Source organism: Pseudorhodoplanes sp., from assembly GCF_035565855.1.
Lineage (GTDB): Bacteria > Pseudomonadota > Alphaproteobacteria > Rhizobiales > Xanthobacteraceae > Pseudorhodoplanes.
Genome location: NZ_DATMRX010000205.1, coordinates 1 through 19,646, shown reverse-complemented (window position 1 = coordinate 19,646; position 19,646 = coordinate 1). Strand labels below are relative to the sequence as shown.

The window sequence follows — 19,646 nt, the reverse complement described above, 5'->3', positions numbered from 1 at the left end:
CATGATCTTCCTCTTCACTGTCGGCGGCGTCACCGGCGTGGTCCTCGCCAATGCTGGCGTCGATCGCTCAATGCACGACACCTACTATGTCGTCGCGCACTTCCACTACGTGCTGTCGATGGGCGCGGTGTTTACGATCTTCGCAGGCTGGTACTACTGGTTCCCGAAGATCACCGGCTACATGTACAACGAAACCATCGGCAAGCTGCACTTCTGGGTGACCTTCATCGGCGTCAACATCCTGTTCTTCCCGCAGCATTTCCTCGGACTCGCCGGCATGCCGCGCCGCATCGCCGACTATCCGGACGCTTATGCGGGCTGGAACTACGTATCCTCGATCGGTTCGTACATCTCCGCGCTCGGCCTGCTGATCTTCTTCTACGGGCTGATCGTCGCCTTCACCCGCAAGGAGAAGGCGGCCGACAATCCGTGGGGGCCGGGGGCGACGACGCTGGAATGGACCCTGTCCTCTCCGCCGCCGTTCCACCAGTTCGAAGTCCTGCCGAAGATCAAGTGATCTTCGTACGGTGATCGCCTGACATGTCGATGCAAACCGATACCGCGCACCTGCCCTCGCCGCTTCCCGCGGCGAATGCGGGTGCGCATGCCGGTCCAAGTCTGGCGACGCCGCGCGATTATTTCGCACTTTTGAAGCCGCGGGTGATGTCGCTCGTGGTTTTCACCGCGCTGGTCGGCATCGTGGCGGCGCCGGGCGAGATTCATCCGGTGATCGGAATCACGGCGCTGCTCTTCATCGCGATCGGCGCCGGCGCGTCCGGCGCGCTCAACATGTGGTACGAAGCCGACATCGACGCCAAGATGTCGCGCACCGCGAAGCGCCCGATCCCGCAAGGCGTGATCCGCCGCGGCGAAGTTCTGGGCTTTGCGCTGTTCCTCGCCGTGTTCTCTGTGGTTGCTCTCGGCCTGCTCGTGAATGTTCTGGCGGCTGCTCTGCTCGCCTTCACGATCTTCTTCTACGCGGTCATCTATTCCATCTGGCTGAAGCCCTCGACGCCGCAGAACATCGTCATCGGCGGCGCCGCCGGCGCCTTCCCGCCGGTGATCGGCTGGGCCGCGGCCTCCAACTCGATCGCGCTCGAGCCGATCGTGATGTTCCTGATCATCTTCCTGTGGACGCCCCCGCATTTCTGGGCGCTCGCGCTGCTGCGGTCCGACGAATATGCGCGCGCGGGCATCCCGATGCTGCCGGTCGTCGCCGGCGAGGCCGAAACCCGCCGCCAGATCGTTCTCTATTCCTGGCTGCTCGCCCCGGTCGGCGTCCTGCCCTTCATTCTCGGCTATGCCGGCCTCGTCTACGGCGTCATCTCGCTCGTCTGCGGCGTGATGTTCGTCGTCTACGCCCTGCGCCTGCGCAAGGCCGCCGAAGGCGAGGCGACGGTCAAGGCCGCCAAGTCGCTGTTCGGCTTCTCGATCCTTTATCTGTTCCTGCTGTTCGCCGTGCTGCTCGTCGAGAAAAGCACGGGCTGGTCGTTCGGGCAGCTCGTATGGTGATTGCCGTGGACAAACAGCCCGACCAGGAGGGCATCGTCCTCACCCCCGAACAGAAGCGCGCGCGGCGCCAGCGCTCGGTTGCGCTCGCGATCCTGCTCGCGGTTCTCGCCATCCTCTTCTATGTCGTGACGCTGGTGAAAGGCCCCGGCGTCCTGAACCGGCCGCTGTGACATGAGCGCGGGTCCCAATCGCAAGACGCCTGTCCGTGACATCGCCGTAGCCACCGGCTGCGGCGCATTCGTCGCGTTGATGGTCGGCGCGTCCTATGCCGCCGTGCCGCTCTATGACTGGTTCTGCCGCGTGACCGGCTTCAACGGCACGACGCAGGTTGCGACGTCGGCGCCGGCACAGACACTCGATCGCACCGTGACCGTCCGCTTCGACGCCAATGTCGGGCCGGGCCTGCCGTGGAAATTCACGCCGGAGCGCAACGAGATCACCGCCCGCCTCGGCGAAGTGGTCACGGTGGATTACACCGTCACCAACATGGTCGCGCGCGAGACGCACGGCGTTGCCGGGTACAATGTCGTCCCGCTCGCCTGGGGCGCCTATTTCCAGAAAATCAACTGCTTCTGCTTCACCGAACAGACGATGAAGCCGGGCGAAACCCGCGCGATGACGGTCGTGTTCTATGTCGACCCGGCGCTGGCCAGCGACCCGGATGCCGGAAGCAACCTGAGCATGACGCTCTCATACACATTCTATCCGCAACGGACGCCGCAACGGCCGGTCGCTGAGACCACCACGGGCGCCGAGGCGGGGCGGATTTAGAAGCTACGGCGCTCCTCGCGTCGCAAAAGGATCGAGACGGAGACTGAAGAATGGCTGGGGGTCATACCAAGCATCACGACTACCACCTCGTGAATCCGAGCCCGTGGCCCGTGGTCGGCTCTATTTCCGCATTCATCATGGCGGTCGGCGCCATCACCTGGATGCACAAGAGTTTCGCCCTGGCGCCGCTGGTCTTCGCCGCCGGCCTGATCGGCGTGCTCTACACGATGATCGGATGGTGGCGTGACGTCATCAACGAGGCCGAGCACGGCGACCACACCCGCGTCGTGCAGCTCCACCACCGCTACGGCATGATCCTGTTCATCGCCTCCGAGGTGATGTTCTTCGTGGCGTGGTTCTGGGCCTATTTCAACGTCGCGCTGTTCCCGGGCGATGCGCAGCAATTCATGCGCGCCGAGTTCATCGGCGGCGTGTGGCCGCCCAAGAACATCGAGACCTTCGACCCCTGGCACCTGCCGCTGCTCAACACGCTGATCCTGCTCACCTCGGGCACCACCGTGACCTGGGCACATCACGCGCTGCTCGAAGGCGACCGCGAATCGGTGAAGAAGGGCCTGTGGCTGACCGTGATCCTCGGCGCGCTGTTCACCTGCGTGCAGGCTTACGAATACGGCCACGCCGTCTTCGGCTTCAAAGGCAACATCTACGGCGCCACCTTCTTCATGGCGACCGGCTTCCATGGCTTCCACGTGCTGATCGGCACGATCTTCCTGATCGTATGCCTGTTGCGCGTCTACGCGGGCCAGTTCACGCCGAAGCAGCACCTCGGCTTCGAATTCGCCGCCTGGTACTGGCATTTCGTCGACGTGGTCTGGATCTTCCTGTTCGCCTGCATCTACGTCTGGGGCGCGGGGTCGCACTTCGCCGGCATCGCACCCTGACGGCCAGCATCTCACGGATCGGGAAAAGGCGGCTTCGGCCGCCTTTTTCTTTGGCGCGGGGTCGTGGTGCGCATGTCATTCCGGTGAGAGCAGCCATGCCATGCGCAGGCGCTCGCGGGGTTACGGATCGGGCCGTTACGTCCTACATTCGGTGCGCACCGATCGCGGTCGAACAGTCCCATGTCGCAACCATCACCCGTCACCGCCGCCCTGACCTGCCGTTGCCCCCAATGCGGTCAGGGCAAGCTGTTTCAGGGTTTCCTGTCGCTTCGTCCGCGCTGCGAGGTTTGCGGGCTGGATTACAGCAACTTCGATTCCGCTGACGGTCCGGCCGTCTTCATCATTCTCGCCGCCGGTTTCATCGTGGTATTCGCAGCGCTGGTGGTCGAGGTGCTTTATCAGCCGCCCTTCTATGTCCACGCCCTCGTCTGGCTTCCCTTGATCCTTTTGACGACGCTGCTGCCGCTGCGCCCGGTCAAGGCGCTGATGATCGCCCTGCAATTTCGTCACAAGGCTGCCGAGGGACGGCTTGAGGTGCGCGAGCCCAAGCCATGACCGACGCCGCACGCCCGTATTGGCGGCGGCTTCTTGTCCCTGGCCTGCTCACGATGATCGGCCTCGCGATCCTAATCGGGCTCGGGACCTGGCAGCTGCAGCGCAAGCAATGGAAGGAAGACCTGATCGCGACGCTGAACCATCAGATGGCAGCTGAGCCCAGACGTTTGCCTGACGCTTCGTCGCGGGCCGCGATGACTCGAGACAATTCTGAATTCCAGCGCGTGTCGCTGTCGGTGGAATTCATCCCCGATGCGAAGCCGGTCTATCTGTATACGGGGGTTTCCGCGCTGCGCAGGGACCTCAAGCAGCCGGGCTATTTCGTGTTCGCACCGGCTCGCCTTCCGGACGGTCAGACCGTGGTGATCAATCGCGGCTACGTCCCGATGGATCGCCGCGGCGATGCGCCACCCGCCGGTGCAACCGACATCGTCGGCTACCTGCGCTGGCCGGAATCACCCGGCTGGTTCGCTCAGGAGCGTGTCGCCAAGGACGACGTCTGGTTCGTCCGCGACCCTCACGCCATGGCCGCGGCCCGCGGGTGGGGTCCGGTCGGCGCCTTCTATATCGACCAGCAATCGCCGACGCCGCCGGGCGGCTTTCCGAAGCCCGGTCCTCTCACTGTGACTCTCCGCAACGACCACCTCGGTTACGCGATCACGTGGTTCGGCCTCGCCGCCTCGCTGCTCGCGGTCTTCGGCGCCTGGGCTATTCGGGAACGGTATCACCGCACCTCATAATTCTCTCGTGATCGGTACCATGGAACCGACGCCGAGCCCTGCCCTTCCTTGTGCAAGCGCCCCCGAGCCACTAGTCTAATAGGCGCAGTGCATTTCCCCGATTAAGGGAAATCTCCGTTAAATCAATCACTTATACTGCCCGTGCCTGTGGATAGTTCCGCTGGGGCGGGTTCGAGGACCTGCTTTGCAATACCTGTCGACACGCGGAGAAGCCCCGATCCTTGGCTTCGTCGATGTGACGCTCGCCGGGCTTGCCCGCGACGGCGGATTGTATGTGCCGCAGACCTGGCCGCGCCTGTCGGCGGACACGATCGCATCCTTCGCCGGCCGCCCTTATGCCGAGGTCGCGGTCGAGGTGATCCGTCCCTTCACGGGCGACCAGATCAACATCCGCGATTTGTCGCGGATCGCACGCGAGGCTTACGGCAGCTTCCGCCACCCGGCGGTCGCGCCGCTGAGCCAGGTCGACACCAATACCTTCCTCCTCGAGCTGTTTCACGGTCCGACACTCGCCTTCAAGGACCTCGCGATGCAGTTCCTGGCGCGGCTGATGGACTACGCGCTGGAACAGCGGGGCGAGCGCGTCACCATCGTTGTCGCGACGTCCGGTGACACCGGCGGCGCGGCGGTCGAAGCGTTCCGCGGACGCAATCGCATCGATCTCGTGGTGCTGTTTCCGGACGGACGGATCTCCGACGTGCAGCGCCGGATGATGACCACGGTGCAGGACGACAACATCCACGCCGTCGCGGTGAAGGGCACGTTCGATGACTGCCAGGCGCTGGTGAAGGGCCTGTTCAATCACCATGCCTTCGCCGATCGCGTCAGGCTCGCCGGCGTCAATTCGATCAACTGGGCGCGCATCGTCGCGCAGGCGGTCTATTACTTCACCGCTGCGGTCGCGCTCGGCGCCCCGCATCGCAAGGTCGCCTTCACCGTGCCGACCGGGAATTTCGGCGACATTTTCGCCGGCCATGTCGCCCGCAACATGGGTTTGCCGATCGACCGCCTGGTCATCGCGACCAACGTCAACGACATTCTCGTTCGCGCGCTGACCACCGGAACCTATGAGCCACGCGATGTCGTGGCGACGACGTCGCCGTCCATGGACATCCAGGTGTCGTCGAACTTCGAACGGCTGCTGTTCGAGGCCTATGGCCGCGACAGCGCGGCGGTTCGCGCGCTGATGACGAACTTCGCGCAATCCAAGCGCTTCGATATTGCCGCGGACCCCCTGGCCGCGATCCGCTCAGGCTTTGCCGCGGGACGCGCCGGCGAGGACGAGGTCGATGCGGTCATGCGCACGGCGCTGCGCGAGACCGGCCATTTCGTCGATCCGCATACCGCGGTGGGCCTCGCCGTCGCCGAGAAGGAACCGCGCGATGCGGCCTTGCCGATGGTCGTGCTGTCGACCGCGCATGCGGCGAAATTCCCGGACGCCGTCGAAGCGGCCTGCGGCGCGCGTCCGCAGCTGCCCGAATGGCTCTCCGGGCTGAACGAGCGGCCCGAGCACATCACGGTGCTGCCGCCGGAGCCGAAAGAAATCGAGAATTTTGTACTGGCGGCGTCCCGAGCCGCGCGTGAAGGAGCCGCAGCATGAGCGTTGAAGTCACCCGTCTGCCGTCCGGACTGACTGTCGTGACGGATGCCATGCCGCATCTCGAATCGGCTTCGCTCGGCGTCTGGGTCGGCGCCGGCAGCCGCGACGAACTCGGCGACGAGCACGGCATATCGCATCTCCTCGAACACATGGCGTTCAAGGGGACGACGCAGCGCACCGCGCGCCAGATCGCCGAGGAGATCGAGGCGGTCGGCGGCGATCTCAACGCTGCGACCTCGATCGAGATGACGACCTATTATGCGCGCGTGCTCAAGGCGGACGTGCCGCTCGCGCTCGATGTGCTGTCCGACATTCTGACGAATCCGGCCTTCGATCCGGAGGAATTGTCGCGCGAGCAGAACGTCATCATCCAGGAGATCGGCGCTGCCGAGGATACGCCGGACGATATCGTGTTCGATCACCTGCAGCGCTGCGCGTTTCCCGATCAGGCGATCGGGCGTCCGGTGCTGGGCACGCGCGACAGCGTCCGCTCGATCAATGCCGGCCGGCTGCGCCATTATCTGTCGCGGAATTATCGCGGGCCCGACATGGTGATCGCGGCGTCGGGATCGGTCACCCATCAGATGATCGTCGACGAGGCGGAACGTCTGTTCGCGGGCTTCGGCGCCGCCGACCGGCACCCGCGCGAAGCGGCGCGCTTCATCGGCGGCACCTATGTCGAGCAGCAGGACCTCGAACAGGCGCATCTGGCGCTTGCGATGGAGGGCCTGCCGCAGCGTCATCCGCAATTGTTCAGCCTGCAGGTGTTCACCAACATCCTCGGCGGCGGCATGTCATCGCGGCTGTTCCAGGAGGTGCGGGAGATCCGCGGGCTGTGCTACTCGATCTCGGCCTTCCACATGGCCTATTCCGACACCGGCTTTTTCGGGATCTATGCCGGCACCGACGACAATGACGCGCCCGAACTCGTGCAGGTCGTGGTCGACCAGCTCGAACGCGCGGTGAACTCGATCACCCCCGAGGAGGTCGCGCGCGCCAAGGCCCAGATGAAGGCGAGCCTCCTGATGGCGCTGGAAAGCTCGAGCGCCCGCGCCGAGCAGATCGCGCGCCAGATCATGGTCTATGGCCGCCCGCTGCCGCTGCCGGAGATCGTCGCCAAGATCGAGGCGGTGACCGTCGAGAGCGCGCAGCAAGCCGGGCTCGACCTGCTTGCGCGCAGCCGGCTCGCCATTGCAGGCTTGGGACCGGGACGCGGGACGGAACGCGCCGCGGATATCGTGGAGCGATTCGCACGCGCCGCCGTGTAGAATGGTTGCAGGGAGGGAGCGCATTTCGGTCGTTCGTGTCTGGCAGAGCCGGACCGGGTTCGCATATCGGTGACCGGCCATCTCTGCTGGAACGAGCGGCGCAAGGCGCGCCGCGGGGACAATGGCCTTCTTTCGCTCCATCCAGCTCAGCGAGACGCACCCCGTCGTGCAGGGCGACGGGGTCTTCCTGCGCGCGCCGCAGATCTCCGATTTCAGCGCCTGGGCCGATCTGCGCGAACGAAGCCGGAGCTTCCTCGTGCCGTGGGAGCCGACCTGGCCGGACGACGACCTGACGCGGTCCTCCTTCCGCCGCAGGCTGCGCCGCTATGCCGAGGACACGCGCTGCGACCAGGCCTATCCCTTCCTCATGTTCCGCAAGGCGGACAGCGCCTTGCTCGGCGGAATCACGCTCACCAATGTTCGCCGCGGCGTCGCGCAGACCTGCAGCATGGGCTATTGGGTCGGCGAGCCGTTCGCGGCGCAGGGCTACATGACGCGCGGCGTTTCCGCGCTGATCCCGTTCGCGTTCGACGTGCTGCGGCTTCATCGGATCGAAGCCGCCTGCATCCCGACCAATCAGCCCTCGATCCGGCTGCTGGAGCGCACCGGCTTAAAGTGCGAAGGCTATGCCCGCGAGTATCTGTGCATCAACGGCCTGTGGCAGGATCATCTGTTGTACGCGCGCCTGCGCGGCGATTAACCACCGGCGGCATGCGGCGCGCTTGCGCCTTGGGCTGGCCATGGTTCGGTTGCTATAAGGGCGGCGGGGGACTTGGGGTGCCCGCGCAAGGGGGCCAGCAAGCAGCCGGGCTAGTTTGCACATGCGTCGCGTCAAGGCGGGCCGATATGGCCGCCATATCTCAGCTTTTATCTCACTCGCCGCGGTGATGCTGACCGTCGCCGGCTGCTCGTCCTCCGGCGGCGGGGACGGCACGTCGTTCGGCGAGCGCTTCACGAGGGCGATGGCGACAGGGACCACGACCGCACCGGCGCCGGCCTCGACCACCGGCGCCTCCACCGCGCTCGATACCTGCCCGAATGCCGACATCCGGCGTGGCGCCGGGACCATCACCATTAACACCAATGCGCGCGACCCTTCCGCGATGCAACTGCGCTACCAGGTTTCGGTGGTGCAGCTCGCGCGCGAATGCGCCAATGTCGCCGGCACGCTCACCATCAAGGTCGGCCTGCATGGCCGCGTCGTTCTCGGCCCTGCCGGAACGCCGGGGACCATCGAAGTGCCGGTGCGCTATGCGCTGGTTGAGGAAGGGCCGGAGCCGAAGACGGTCTATTCGAAGCTCTATCGGGTGCCGGTGACAATCGGCGAGGGTCAGCCGAGCGTGTCCTTCACCCATATCGAAGAAGAAATGGCCGTGCCGATGCCGCCGCCGGCGGTGTTCGATCGTTATGTCATCTATGTCGGATACGACCCGCTGGGCTCGGCACAGGAGCGGCGGCAGACGAAAAAGCGCCCCGCGAAGAAGAACTAGGGCGTTTGGGTCGAGGCGGAATCGCCACCATTCCTTGTCATGCCCCGCGAAAGCGAGGCATCCAGCAAGCTGCTGAAGCAGTCGTGTTTTACCGGATCGCCCGCCTTCGCGGGCAATGACAGCCAGGGCGCGGCTTCGGTCAGTAACCGCGCAACCGCGTCACTTCCGGCTTGAGCGCCCGCATGTCGGCGATCACGGCGACCGCGCCCGCCTGCTGGAGCTTGCCCGGCATGTCCTCGCCGGCATGGCTGCCACCGACAAAGCCGATTGCCGTCATGCCCGCCGCGACCGCGGCCGTGACGCCAGCCGGCGAATCCTCGACCACGATGCAATCCTGCGGTTGAACGCCGGTCTGCTGCGCGACATGAAGAAACAGATCCGGCGCCGGCTTGCCTTCGGGCACATCAACCGCTGAAAACAGGTTGTGGCCGAAAAAGCGCGAAAGCTCGGTCGCGTTCAGGCAGATGCGGACACGATCGAGACTCGATGAGGATGCGACGGCCTTGGGCCCGCGCAGCCAGCTCAGCGCCTGCTCGACATGCGCAAGGGCGCGCACCTCCTGATGCAGCCGGACCAGCGTGGCGCTCGAAACCTGCGTCGCGAAGTTCGCAGGCAGCCTGACGCCCGCAGCCTCTTCGACGGCAACGAACATGTCGGCCGGCCGGCGCCCGGTGAAGTAGCGCGCGACCATCTCGGCCGTCATGTTGATGCCGACCTTCTGGAACGCCTCCGCGGCGACCGCAGCCGCAATCGGCTCCGAGTCGACGAGGACGCCATTGCAGTCGAAGATGATCATGGATGTGATTTATGCGCGCGGATCGATTCGTCGCCACAGCTGATTCGAATCAGCAAGTATGGCCACAACTCGGCGCCCGTGCGAACCCGCGTCATTGCCGCCGGCCCGTTTTGCCCGATGTGCACAGCGATACCGCGGCGAAGCGTCGCGGTAATCCGTTGTGCAGAGAGGTTCTGTGAAAAGGCAGGACGAGACGAAGCCGCTGATCAATTCAGCTTCTTTTTCACGTCGTCGATGCCACGCGCGATCAACTGCTCGGCGACATGGCCCTTGGCGGTGAGTGCCAGGACCTTCTCGGCGGCACTCGCGGCGACATCGGCCGCGATGCTGCGCACTTCGGCGAGCGCCTGAGCCTCGGCCTGGGCGATCTTGGTCTCGGCCATCTTGGTGCGGCGCGAGACAAAATCCTCGAGCTTGGCATGGGCTTCCGCGGCGAGCCGTTCGGCATCCGCCTTGGCACTCTCGATGATCGCAGCGGCTTCCTGCTCGGCGTTCGCGGTCTTCTGCTTGTATTCGGCGAGCAGAGCCAGCGCTTCGCTTTTCAGCTTGGCCGCTTCTTCGAGCTCGGCCTGGATGCGGGAGCTGCGCTTGTCGAGCGTGTTGGAGATGGTCTTGTGCACGCCGACATAAAGCAGGCCGCCAAGGAAGATCAGGAACGCAACCGCGACCCAGAACTCCGCTTCCCAAATCAGGTGCATGACCTAGCCCTTCAGAGACTTCTCGACCGCGTCGTTCACGGCACCCGCTTCGGGCTTGTTACCAATCAAACGCTCCACGATCGCCGAAGCGGCATCGGTCGCAATGCTTTTGACATTGGACATCGCCGCGGTCTTGGTCTGGGCGATGGTCTTTTCGGCCTGCTGCAGGCGCTCGTTGAGCTGGGCCTCGACCGTCTTGCGGCGCTCCTCGGCCTCCGCCATCAGCTTGTCGCGGGTCTGTGCGGCAAGCGACTGGGCGTTGGCGCGTGCGTCCGAAAGCTTCTTTTCGTAGCCCGCGATCGCAGCGTCGGTTTCGTCCTTGGTCTTCTGCGCTTCGCTGAGATCGGCGGCGATCTTGCCGGCGCGGGCCGACACGATCGCTCCGACGCGCGGCAATGCCACGCGCGACATCAACAGATAGAGCAGCACGAAGGTGATCGCGAACCAGAGAATCTGGGACGCGAAGGTTTCCGAATTGAACGGCGGAAACTGCGGCTTGGCGCCGCCCGGAGCTTGCGTGGTCGCGAGAAGGATCGCCATCGGAACGCCTCAAAGCCCCATGCGCGGACCGAGGTCCGCGCAGAGGATAGATCAAATCAGAGCGCGAACAGCAGCAGCAGCGCGATCAGCAGCGAGAAGATGCCCAGCGCTTCGGTCACGGCGAAGCCGAAGATCAGGTTGCCGAACTGGCCCTGCGCGGCCGACGGGTTGCGAAGCGCGGCGGCGAGATAATTGCCGAAAATCGTGCCCACGCCGACACCGGCACCACCCATGCCGATGCAGGCAATGCCGGCACCAATGTACTTCGCTGCGACGGGATCCATGGAGAACTCCTCTTCGTTTGTCCGTTGGATATCTTGTGGACGGACCTAGTGGCCCGGGTGAATGGCGTCGTTGATGTAGATGCAGGTCAGGATGGTGAACACATAGGCCTGCAGGAACGCGACCAGGAATTCCAGCGCGGTCAGCGCCACCGTCAGGCTGAGCGGCAGGACCGCGACCAGCCAGCCGAGTGCACCGATGCCGCCGAGCATGGTCACGAAGCCCGCGAACACTTTCAGCGTGATGTGCCCGGCCAGCATGTTGGCGAACAGACGCACCGAGTGCGACAGCGGCCGCGACAGGAACGACATCAGCTCGATCATGACGATCAGCGGCAGGATCACGATCGGGATGCCGCTCGGCACGAACAGCTTCAGGAATTTCAGGCCGTTCCGGTAGATGCCGTAGCCGAGCACGGTCAGGAAGACGATCATCGCCATCATCACGGTGATGATGATGTGGCTCGTCACCGTGAAGGTGCCGGGGATCAGCCCGATCATGTTGGCGAAAAGGATGAAGGTGAAAAGCGAGAAGACGAGCGGGAAGAATTTCATCCCCTCGTTGCCGGCCGAACTTCGTAACATGTCGGCGACGAATTCGTAGGTCAGCTCGGCGACCGATTGCATTCGGCCCGGAACCAGCTGCCGCTTCGACGTCGCGCCGATCATCAGGAGCGAGATGCCGGCGACGGCGATCAGCATGTAGAGCGCGGAATTGGTGAAGGCGATCTCATGACCGCCGATGTGACCAAGCGTTGCGATCTTCTTGATCTGGAATTGGGCGATCGGGTCGGCCATGGCCTTCGGTCTTGTCCTTCAGTCGCCGCGAATGCGGCCCTTAGCGTTTGTCGGCGTCGCCGCCGGGAAGCTTGCTCGGAGCGACCACGCCGGCCGCCCGCATCACATTCAACACACCAGCCGCGAAACCCAGCAGCAGGAACACGATCAGTCCCCAGGGCGAAAACCCGGTCAGCCGATCGAACACCCAGCCGATGATCGCTCCCACGATCACGCCCGCGACCAGTTCCGTAGACAGGCGAAACCCTTTCGCCATTGCCTGCGGATCGGACACGTATTTTCCGGAGTCGTTTTGGGCCGGCTTCGGTTGCCCGGTCTGGCCGAGCTTCGCGCCGAGACCTTTGAGCCTCGCGGAGAGAGCGGTCTCCTCGGAATGACGGCCAGCCGATTCCTCGTCCTTGTCGCGCGCGCCCTCAGCCATGCTTTCGACACTCGCGTCGGGAAGAAGACGTTCGAACGTCCTGACACCCCTCAAAAACCGCGCGGACCATACTGATGGGGTTGTGTCGAGTCAAGAAACGCTGTGCACCGCGCAATAGATAGAAAATGCAGCAATTCCATTGTCTTAGCCAACGGCGACACCACGCCTCACGGCTTGGGCCCAAGACTTTCGGTGCAAGGATGCGCAGTGCTAGAAGCAAATCATCCGCGACTGGAGATTGACCTCATGCCGCGCCTCCTCGTTGTAGCCCTGACCGGCCTGACCATTGCCATCCCGGTGGCCGCCTTTGGCCAGGCCGGCGCACCCGATTCGGAGAATGGCCGGTATGCCTTCAACCGGGTCGAGGACGGCTATCTGCGGCTCGACCAGCGGACCGGCCAGGTCTCGCTCTGCGCGAAGCGCCCCATGGGTTGGTCCTGCCACCCGGTTCCGGATGAGCGCTCGGCGCTCGAGGAAGAAATCGCACGGCTCCAGAAGGACAATGCCGCGCTGAAGAAGGAGCTGCTGGCGCGCGGCATCACGCCGCCCGGCGGCGGAACGGCCAAGGCGCCCGAGCCGGACAAGCCGACGCTGAAACTGCCGAGCGACGCGGAACTCGACCGTGCCGTCGCAGTGATGGAACGGCTCTGGAAGCGGCTGGTCGAAATGGTGCAGCGCTGGCAGCGGGAAATGACGCCGATCTGACCGGCGGCATCGACGTTCCGCGATGAAACCTGCTGCGAGACGCACATTGTCGGCGATTGCCACCGTCACTCCTGACGTGATCGCGACTGCGGAACTGACCGTCGAGACCCCCGGCGAAGGCTTCCAGGATATCACCGCCGACATCCGTGAATTTATCGGCCAGGCCCACGCGCAGACCGGCTTCGTCTCGCTGTTCCTGCGCCACACATCGGCATCGCTGACGATCCAGGAAAATGCCGACCCGGACGTACTGCGCGATCTCGTTTCGGCGCTGCGTCACCTCGCGCCGCGGGATTTCGGCTGGGTGCACGACACCGAGGGGCCGGACGACATGCCGGCGCATATCCGCACCATGCTGACGGACGTCTCGTTGCAGATCCCGGTTCTTCACGGGCGGCTGCAACTCGGAACATGGCAGGGCGTCTATCTTGTCGAGCACCGGGAGCGGCCGCACCGGCGGCAGATCGTCCTGCAATTCACCGGCAGCACGGTTTAACCGGCCGCGCGGCAAATCTCTCGACTCGGGCGAAAATGTTGTAAAGTCGACACACGGTGCGCCGCCGATCGCGGTTCGCTCCGGGGAGAGGATCGACCACAGAGTGACCGACAGCACGCTCTATCGGCTGGTCATTGCAGACGACCATCCTCTGTTTCGCGGGGCCCTCCGGGAGGCCGTGAGCGGCCTGTTCGCCCGTGTCGAATTTGCCGAAGCCGGTTCGTTCGACGAAGTCTCCAAGCTCCTCGATGACGGCGCCGATGTCGACCTGATCCTGCTCGACCTGTCGATGCCCGGCGTGCGGGGCTTTTCCGGGCTGATGTATCTGCGTGCGCAATATCCGGGCGTGCCGGTCGTTGTCGTATCGGGCAATGACGATCCGGCGGTGATCCGCCGTTGCATGGATTTCGGCGCGTCGGGCTTCATCCCGAAGACGCTCGATACCGAGGGCATGCGCAACGCCATTGCCGCGGTTCTCAAAGGCGGAATCTGGACGCCACCGGATGTCGATCTCGATGCCGGCACCGACGCCGAAACCGCGGCGCTGCTGTCACGGCTTGCAACGCTGACGCCGCAACAGGTGCGCGTTCTGATGATGCTGTCGGAGGGCCTGCTCAACAAGCAGATCGCCTACGAGCTGTCGGTGTCGGAAGCCACCGTGAAGGCGCATGTCTCCGCGATCCTGCAAAAGCTCGGCGTCGAGAGCCGCACCCAGGCGGTGATCGCCGCGTCCAAGATCGAAGTCGGGCAATGGCCGCAGGCCATGGTGGAGCACTAGGCGATCTTGGTTGACGTCAGATCGCCTCGCCCGGTTCTGCCAGGCCCCGCGACAACGGGGCATCCCGTCAATTCCCGAACGGCTGTGTTGACTCGAACGTCCGCTTTCGCGGCCGATGACAGGAGCGCGCGGCTGCTTTCGTAAAAGACACCGACAAAAATACAAAGGGAGGACAAGCAATGGTGGCGTTTCCCGCCGATCCGGAGGCCAAGCGCAAGGCGCTGCTCGATGCAGTCGCGGCAATCGGTCCAACGCTCAGCGCGTCGGGCGCGCAGAGCGAGGAACTCGGCACGCTGGCGCCAGCCGCGGTCGATGCGTTGCGCGACACCGGGATCTTCCGGCTGAAGCTTGCATCCGTCATGGGCGGCGCCGAAGCCGATCCGCTCACCGAGATGCTGGTGCTTGAAGAGGTCGCGTATCACGACCTCACCAGCGCCTGGTGCACCATGGTCGGCGCGACCGCGGTGGCATCGCTCGGCACCTTCCTCCCGCAATCGGGCCTCGACAAGGTTTTCAGGAACGGCCACGTGCCGACGGCCTCGATCTCGTTCTTTCCCGCCGGCCAGGCCACACGGAAGGACGGCGGCGGCTACAAGGTCAGCGGACGCTGGCGCTTCAACAGCGGCATCCGTCATGCCGAATGGGTGCTCGGCGGTACCGTCGTGCAGAACAGCGACAACGGTCAGGGCGGCCCGGTGGTGATGTTCTCCGCCTTTCCGGCAAAGGACGTGACGCTCTACGACAATTGGGGCGGCGTCACCGGACTGCGCGGCACCGGCTCGGTCGATTTTTCGGTGCAGGATTACGATCTGCCGGAAGACCAGACCTTCGTCTGGGATCTCTTGCATCCCAAGCCGCTGCGCGGCGGGCCATCCTACAAGCTGCCGCCGTTCAGCTATGTCGCCAAGGAGCATGGCAGCGTCGCGATCGGCGGCGCACGGCGCGCACTCGACGAACTCATCAAGATCGCCACCACGACGCGCGGCACGTTCCGATCCTCGAAGCTCGACGAGCGGCAGGTGGTGCATCGCTTCATCGGCGAAGCCGACCTGAAGCTGCGGGCCGCGCGTTCATTGATGCATGAGCGATATAACCAGCTCTGGCAGAAGGTGAATGCGGGTGGAGCGCCGGACGGACCCGATATTGCCGATGTCCGCGCGATTTGTGTTTACGCGACGGATGTCGCGATCGAAGTCGCGACCATGGCCTATCACTTCGCGGGAAACACCGGCCTGCACCATCCGCATGTGATCGGCCGCCTGCTGCGCGACATCAACACCGCCGGCATCCATCAGGTCATGAGCGACACCGCTTACGAAAATCACGGCAAGTTCCGTCTCGGCCTGCCGGCGGACCCGCTGGCGTAGAGGACGTTCCGTTTTCACAAGAGCAACCGCTCTCTCGCTGTCATCGCCCGCCAACGGGTCCGCGCAAAGCGCGGCCCGATGACAGGCTCCAGCGGGCGATCCAGTCAACACAACAGCTTCAAGAGCTTACTGGATGCCCCGCTTTCGCGGGGCATGACAAAATGGGCGCGCCTCAACCGAAATGCTCCAAGCCTATTCGGCGGCGGTCGCGTGCTGGATGCGCCATTGCGCCAGCAGCGCGCGCAAAGCCGCCGGCTTCACCGGCTTGTTGACGATCGGCACATCGCCGGCGCGCGCTTCCTCGCGCACGCGTGGCGTGCGATCGGCGGTGATCAGGATCGCGGGCAGATCGGCGCCGAAGCGCCGGCGCAACTCGATGATGGCATCGATCCCGGTGCCATCGTCGAGGTGATAATCGACAAGCAGACCGCTGAGGATCGGCCGTTCACTTTCGATCAACTTGATGGCCGACGGCAGATCGGCGGCCTTCATCACCTGACAGCCCCAGCCCCCGAGCAGCGCCTCCATGCCGTCGAGGATTTGCGGATCGTTGTCCATGCATAGCACCGCCATGCCGGACAATTGCGCGGGGTCCGATCGCATCGGTCCACGCTGCGGGGGACTTGCGCTGATCGCGGCGGTCACCGGCACTTCGACGGAAAACACCGAGCCGCGGCCCGGCTCGGATTTCAGACGAACCGGATGATTGAGAACGCGGCTGATCCGCTCCACGATCGACAGGCCCAGTCCGAGACCGCGCGCCACCTTGGCGCCGTCCTGCAGGCGATGAAATTCGCGGAAAATCGCACGCGTCTGCGCCGCCGGAATACCAAGCCCGGAATCCAGCACCTCGATCCGAAGATTGCCCTTGGTTCTGCGGCAGCCGACCAGCACCCGGCCCGACGGCGTGTACTTGATCGCATTCGAGATCAGATTCTGCAGTAACCGCCGCAGCAGGCGCCGATCCGAACGCACCGTCGCGCTCGCCATCACGAATCTCAGGTCGAGCCCCTTCTCGCGCGCCAGCGGCGCGAATTCGAGCTCGAGCTGGCGCATCATTTCGTCGATCCGGAAGGAGCTGATTTCCGGTTTCATCGCGCCGGTGTCGAGACGCGAGATGTCGAGAAGCGCGCCGAAAATCTCCTCAACGGCGTCGAGCGAGGCATCGATATTGCTGACCAGTCGCGCGTCCTCGCCGTGACCCTGACGTTCCACCAGCGAGGTCACATAAAGCCGCGCGGCATTGAGCGGCTGCAGAATGTCGTGACTGGCCGCAGCGAGGAATCGCGTCTTCGAGATGTTGGCCTCTTCGGCGTCGGCCTTGGCGCGCGCGAGTTCCTCATTCAGCAGGGTCAGTTCGGTGGTGCGCTCCCGCACCCTTTGCTCCAGCGCCTCGGCGGCCTCGAAGCTCGGCGTCACATCGGTGAACGTCGTGACGATGCCGCCGCCCGGCATCTGGTTGGAGCGCACTTCGAGCACAAGGCCGCGCGCCACGAACCGTTCGATGAATGGTTCGGACGCCGAGGAATAGCGCTGCATGCGGCCTGCAACGAGTTCGTCGATATCGCCAGAGCCGTAGATGCCGCGTTCGGCATGGAGCCGCAGAATCTCGTCGAGCCGTGTCCCGATGCCGATCATGTCGCGCGGCAAATCGAGGATTTCACCGAATGTCCGGTTCCAGCAGACGAGCTGCAGGTCCTTGTCGAACACCGCGATGCCTTCGCTCACATGCTCCAGCGCGGTTTGCAGGATCTCGCGATTATAATGAATCGCGGCGTTTGCATCGTCGAGCAGCTTGAGCGCGGCTCTGGTGGACACCGTGCGTTTGCGCAGAAGCAACGACAGCACGAGACGAGAGGACGCGGCGCCGATCGCCGATGCCAGAAGGTGCTCTGCGTGTTGCAGCAACTGGAAATCGGCGGAGCTGCCGGGCGACAGATCGATGCGCTTGGCTGCCGCAAAGCTTTCGAACGAGGATCGCGTGCGTTCCTGGCCGATATAGCGGGCTACGGCCGTCGTCAGTTCGTCGACGGTGACCGCGGAGCGCCACAGCCGGAAGCTCGGCGCGGGAGCGGCGTCCGGCACGAACACGTCGGCCTGCACACGTTCGATCGCTTCGGGTGCACGGCTCAAGGAGAAGCCGATATAGGCCATGATGTTCAGCGCGAGGCTCCAGAACACGCCATGTGCGAGTTGTGGCAGGTCGAGACCGAACAATGCGGTCGGACGCAGGAACCAGATGCCGAACGGCCCGTCGGCCAGCACCGAGGGATTGACGATCCCGCTGCCGACCGCGCTCGGGATCAGCAGCGTGTAGAACCACGCGATGATACCAACCATCAGCCCGGCGATTGCGCCGCGCGCCGTGCCGTGGCGCCAGAACAGGCCGCCGAAGAAGGCCGGGGCGAGTTGCGCGACGGCGGCGAATGACAACAACCCGATGGCCGCAAGTTGCGCGTCGCCGACCGCGCGGTAATACAGATACGCAAACAGCAGGATCAGGAAGATCGCGAACCTGCGGATGCTCAGGAGCAGCTTGCCGACATCGCGCTGACCGGTGACGAGTTCGGACCGCCGCTTCAGGAAGAACGGCACCACAAGATCGTTCGATACCATGATGGCGAGCGCCACCGATTCCACGATGACCATGGCGGTGGCGGCCGACAATCCGCCGATGAACGCCGCGATCGTGAAGAACGAGGCCTGCGCCGATAACGGCAGCGCCAGCACGAACATGTCGCTGTCGACCTTGCCGGGCGGAAAGGTCAGAAGGCCGGCCAGCGCGATCGGCACCACGAACAGGTTGATCAGCACGAGATAGAGCGGAAACAGCCAGCGCGCGCGCTTGATCTCGGCTTCGGAATGGTTCTCGACGACCGTCACATGGAATTGCCGCGGCAGCAGGATGATCGCCACCGTGGACAGCAGCGTCATCGCGATCACGGTGGAGAAATCGGGCGCGGATGTCAGCACCTTGGCGGTGTCGGGCCGGCTCAGGGCCCGTGAGAACAGGTCAGTCGGCCCACCGAACATCGCGTAGGTGACAAACAGTCCGACGGCGAGGAAGGCCGCGAGCTTGACGATCGATTCCGTTGCGATCGCAAGCATGAGGCCGTCCTGGTGCTCGGTCGCATCGATATGCCGCGTGCCGAACAGGATGGCGAAAGCAGCCATCGCCAAGGCGACCAGCAGCGCGGTGTCGCCGAGCGCGTTCGGAGTGAAATGCGGCGCGACATGCATCAGGACGGTGGCGAACATCGCCGACACCGCCTTGAGCTGCAGCGCGATGTAGGGGATGGTGCCGACGATCGCGATCAGCGCCACCAGCGCCGCCACCGACTGACGCTTGCCGTAGCGCGCTGCGATGAAGTCGGCGATCGAGGTGATGTTCTGACCCTTCGCCAGACGCACGATCCGCAACACCAGCGGCGTGCACAGTCCGATCATCAGGATCGGCCCGACATAAATGGTCAGGAAGTCGAAGCCGGACTTCGAGGCGAGGCCGACCGAGCCGAAAAACGTCCAGGACGTGCAGTAGATCGCGAGGCAGAGCGGGTAGATCAGAAGCCGCGAGCGGTCGGAGCGGGCAATCGTCCGCAACCGGTCGCCGTAACTCGCGACCACGAACAACAAGCCGATATAGCCGAGCGCAATCGCGATAACGACCCAGCCTTGCAGCATCATGGCTTTCGCCCTTTCACGGGCCGCAGTCTCCCGGCCGACAAAACATCACAAATTGCGGTTCATGGCTACCGCGGGCCGCAATACCGGCTTTTCCGGACCCCTCGGATCGGCCTATCGTGACCGCCGGTACCGGGCAGGAGGCAAGCATGAAAAAGATGCTCAACGAGTTCCGTGAGTTTGCGGTCAAGGGCAATGTGGTCGACCTCGCCATCGGCGTCATCATCGGCGCGGCCTTCGGCCGGAT

Annotated in this window: 23 protein-coding genes; 16 read left to right on the top strand and 7 right to left on the bottom strand. The window is 64.3% G+C overall.

All coding sequences use genetic code 11. The annotated features are described in order from the left end of the window. The 11 genes from VN004_RS11480 to VN004_RS11430 all read left to right on the top strand — a co-directional run. Window positions 1-517 (top strand): cbb3-type cytochrome c oxidase subunit I (locus VN004_RS11480; protein ID WP_325610054.1); only part of this gene is annotated, 517 nt, incomplete at its 5' end. 23 nt (window positions 518-540) lie between these two features. Further along, complete coding sequence (locus tag VN004_RS11475; RefSeq protein WP_414710280.1) at window positions 541-1,512, top strand: heme o synthase; 972 nt, start codon at window positions 541-543, stop codon at window positions 1,510-1,512. Beyond that, a complete protein-coding gene (locus tag VN004_RS11470; protein WP_325610053.1) occupies window positions 1,506-1,682 on the top strand; it encodes a CoxF protein in 177 nt (58 codons plus the stop codon). The genes VN004_RS11475 and VN004_RS11470 overlap by 7 nt, the downstream gene beginning before the upstream one ends. 1 nt (window position 1,683) lies before the next feature. Further along, window positions 1,684-2,283 (top strand): cytochrome c oxidase assembly protein, encoded by a 600-nt coding sequence (locus VN004_RS11465; RefSeq protein WP_325610051.1) that lies wholly within the window; start codon window positions 1,684-1,686, stop codon window positions 2,281-2,283. Window positions 2,284-2,333: 50 nt separating this feature from the next. After that, window positions 2,334-3,185, top strand: a complete 852-nt coding sequence (locus tag VN004_RS11460) for a cytochrome c oxidase subunit 3 (RefSeq protein ID WP_325610048.1) — start codon at window positions 2,334-2,336, stop codon at window positions 3,183-3,185. A 180-nt stretch (window positions 3,186-3,365) separates the two neighbouring features. Next, the gene (locus tag VN004_RS11455; RefSeq protein WP_325610046.1) at window positions 3,366-3,740 is read left to right on the top strand and encodes a DUF983 domain-containing protein; all 375 of its coding nucleotides are present in this window, start codon (window positions 3,366-3,368) and stop codon (window positions 3,738-3,740) included. Beyond that, window positions 3,737-4,480 (top strand): SURF1 family protein, encoded by a 744-nt coding sequence (locus VN004_RS11450; RefSeq protein WP_325610044.1) that lies wholly within the window; start codon window positions 3,737-3,739, stop codon window positions 4,478-4,480. The genes VN004_RS11455 and VN004_RS11450 overlap by 4 nt, the downstream gene beginning before the upstream one ends. Window positions 4,481-4,664: 184 nt before the next feature. Continuing rightward, a complete protein-coding gene (gene thrC, locus VN004_RS11445) occupies window positions 4,665-6,080 on the top strand; it encodes a threonine synthase (RefSeq protein WP_325610042.1) in 1,416 nt (471 codons plus the stop codon). After that, entirely contained in the window at window positions 6,077-7,348 is a 1,272-nt protein-coding gene (locus VN004_RS11440) for a pitrilysin family protein (RefSeq protein WP_325610040.1), read from the top strand. Before thrC ends, VN004_RS11440 begins: the two co-directional genes overlap by 4 nt. A gap of 121 nt (window positions 7,349-7,469) precedes the next feature. Beyond that, on the top strand, window positions 7,470-8,048 hold the full coding sequence (locus VN004_RS11435; RefSeq protein WP_325610038.1) for a GNAT family protein: 579 nt from the start codon (window positions 7,470-7,472) through the stop codon (window positions 8,046-8,048). A 121-nt stretch (window positions 8,049-8,169) separates the two neighbouring features. Next, the gene (locus VN004_RS11430; protein ID WP_325610036.1) at window positions 8,170-8,838 is read left to right on the top strand and encodes a hypothetical protein; all 669 of its coding nucleotides are present in this window, start codon (window positions 8,170-8,172) and stop codon (window positions 8,836-8,838) included. A 139-nt stretch (window positions 8,839-8,977) separates the two neighbouring features. On the opposite strand, the gene VN004_RS11425 is transcribed toward VN004_RS11430, so the two are convergent. From VN004_RS11425 to VN004_RS11400, 6 genes are all read right to left on the bottom strand, one after another. After that, a complete protein-coding gene (locus VN004_RS11425; RefSeq protein WP_325610034.1) occupies window positions 8,978-9,634 on the bottom strand; it encodes an HAD family phosphatase in 657 nt (218 codons plus the stop codon). A 206-nt stretch (window positions 9,635-9,840) separates the two neighbouring features. Continuing rightward, window positions 9,841-10,332 (bottom strand): ATP F0F1 synthase subunit B, encoded by a 492-nt coding sequence (locus VN004_RS11420; protein WP_325610032.1) that lies wholly within the window; start codon window positions 10,330-10,332, stop codon window positions 9,841-9,843. A gap of 3 nt (window positions 10,333-10,335) precedes the next feature. Continuing rightward, window positions 10,336-10,872 (bottom strand): F0F1 ATP synthase subunit B, encoded by a 537-nt coding sequence (locus VN004_RS11415; protein WP_325610030.1) that lies wholly within the window; start codon window positions 10,870-10,872, stop codon window positions 10,336-10,338. 56 nt (window positions 10,873-10,928) lie between these two features. Then, window positions 10,929-11,156 carry a F0F1 ATP synthase subunit C gene (locus VN004_RS11410; RefSeq protein ID WP_325610028.1) on the bottom strand — a complete coding sequence of 76 codons (228 nt, stop codon included), beginning with the start codon at window positions 11,154-11,156 and terminating at the stop codon, window positions 10,929-10,931. A gap of 45 nt (window positions 11,157-11,201) precedes the next feature. Next, window positions 11,202-11,951 (bottom strand): F0F1 ATP synthase subunit A, encoded by a 750-nt coding sequence (locus VN004_RS11405; protein ID WP_325610026.1) that lies wholly within the window; start codon window positions 11,949-11,951, stop codon window positions 11,202-11,204. Window positions 11,952-11,991: 40 nt separating this feature from the next. Beyond that, complete coding sequence (locus VN004_RS11400; protein ID WP_325610024.1) at window positions 11,992-12,372, bottom strand: AtpZ/AtpI family protein; 381 nt, start codon at window positions 12,370-12,372, stop codon at window positions 11,992-11,994. A gap of 246 nt (window positions 12,373-12,618) precedes the next feature. Here VN004_RS11400 and VN004_RS11395 point away from each other — a divergent pair, with 246 nt between their 5' ends. The 4 genes from VN004_RS11395 to VN004_RS11380 all read left to right on the top strand — a co-directional run bounded on the left by VN004_RS11395 (window position 12,619) and on the right by VN004_RS11380 (window position 15,718). Then, window positions 12,619-13,077 carry a hypothetical protein gene (locus tag VN004_RS11395; RefSeq protein ID WP_325610022.1) on the top strand — a complete coding sequence of 153 codons (459 nt, stop codon included), beginning with the start codon at window positions 12,619-12,621 and terminating at the stop codon, window positions 13,075-13,077. Between the two features lie 22 nt (window positions 13,078-13,099). Further along, the gene (locus VN004_RS11390) at window positions 13,100-13,573 is read left to right on the top strand and encodes a secondary thiamine-phosphate synthase enzyme YjbQ (RefSeq protein WP_325610020.1); all 474 of its coding nucleotides are present in this window, start codon (window positions 13,100-13,102) and stop codon (window positions 13,571-13,573) included. A gap of 103 nt (window positions 13,574-13,676) precedes the next feature. Continuing rightward, the gene (locus tag VN004_RS11385; RefSeq protein ID WP_325610018.1) at window positions 13,677-14,351 is read left to right on the top strand and encodes a response regulator transcription factor; all 675 of its coding nucleotides are present in this window, start codon (window positions 13,677-13,679) and stop codon (window positions 14,349-14,351) included. A gap of 179 nt (window positions 14,352-14,530) precedes the next feature. Next, the gene (locus tag VN004_RS11380; protein ID WP_325610016.1) at window positions 14,531-15,718 is read left to right on the top strand and encodes an acyl-CoA dehydrogenase family protein; all 1,188 of its coding nucleotides are present in this window, start codon (window positions 14,531-14,533) and stop codon (window positions 15,716-15,718) included. A gap of 192 nt (window positions 15,719-15,910) precedes the next feature. Here the strand turns inward: VN004_RS11380 and VN004_RS11375 are convergent, their stop codons facing one another. Then, window positions 15,911-19,399 carry a PAS domain-containing hybrid sensor histidine kinase/response regulator gene (locus VN004_RS11375; protein WP_325610058.1) on the bottom strand — a complete coding sequence of 1,163 codons (3,489 nt, stop codon included), beginning with the start codon at window positions 19,397-19,399 and terminating at the stop codon, window positions 15,911-15,913. Window positions 19,400-19,557: 158 nt separating this feature from the next. On the opposite strand from VN004_RS11375, the gene VN004_RS11370 reads away from it, so the two are divergent. Next, a partial coding sequence (locus VN004_RS11370) for an MscL family protein (RefSeq protein WP_325610055.1) occupies window positions 19,558-19,646 on the top strand: 89 nt, incomplete at its 3' end.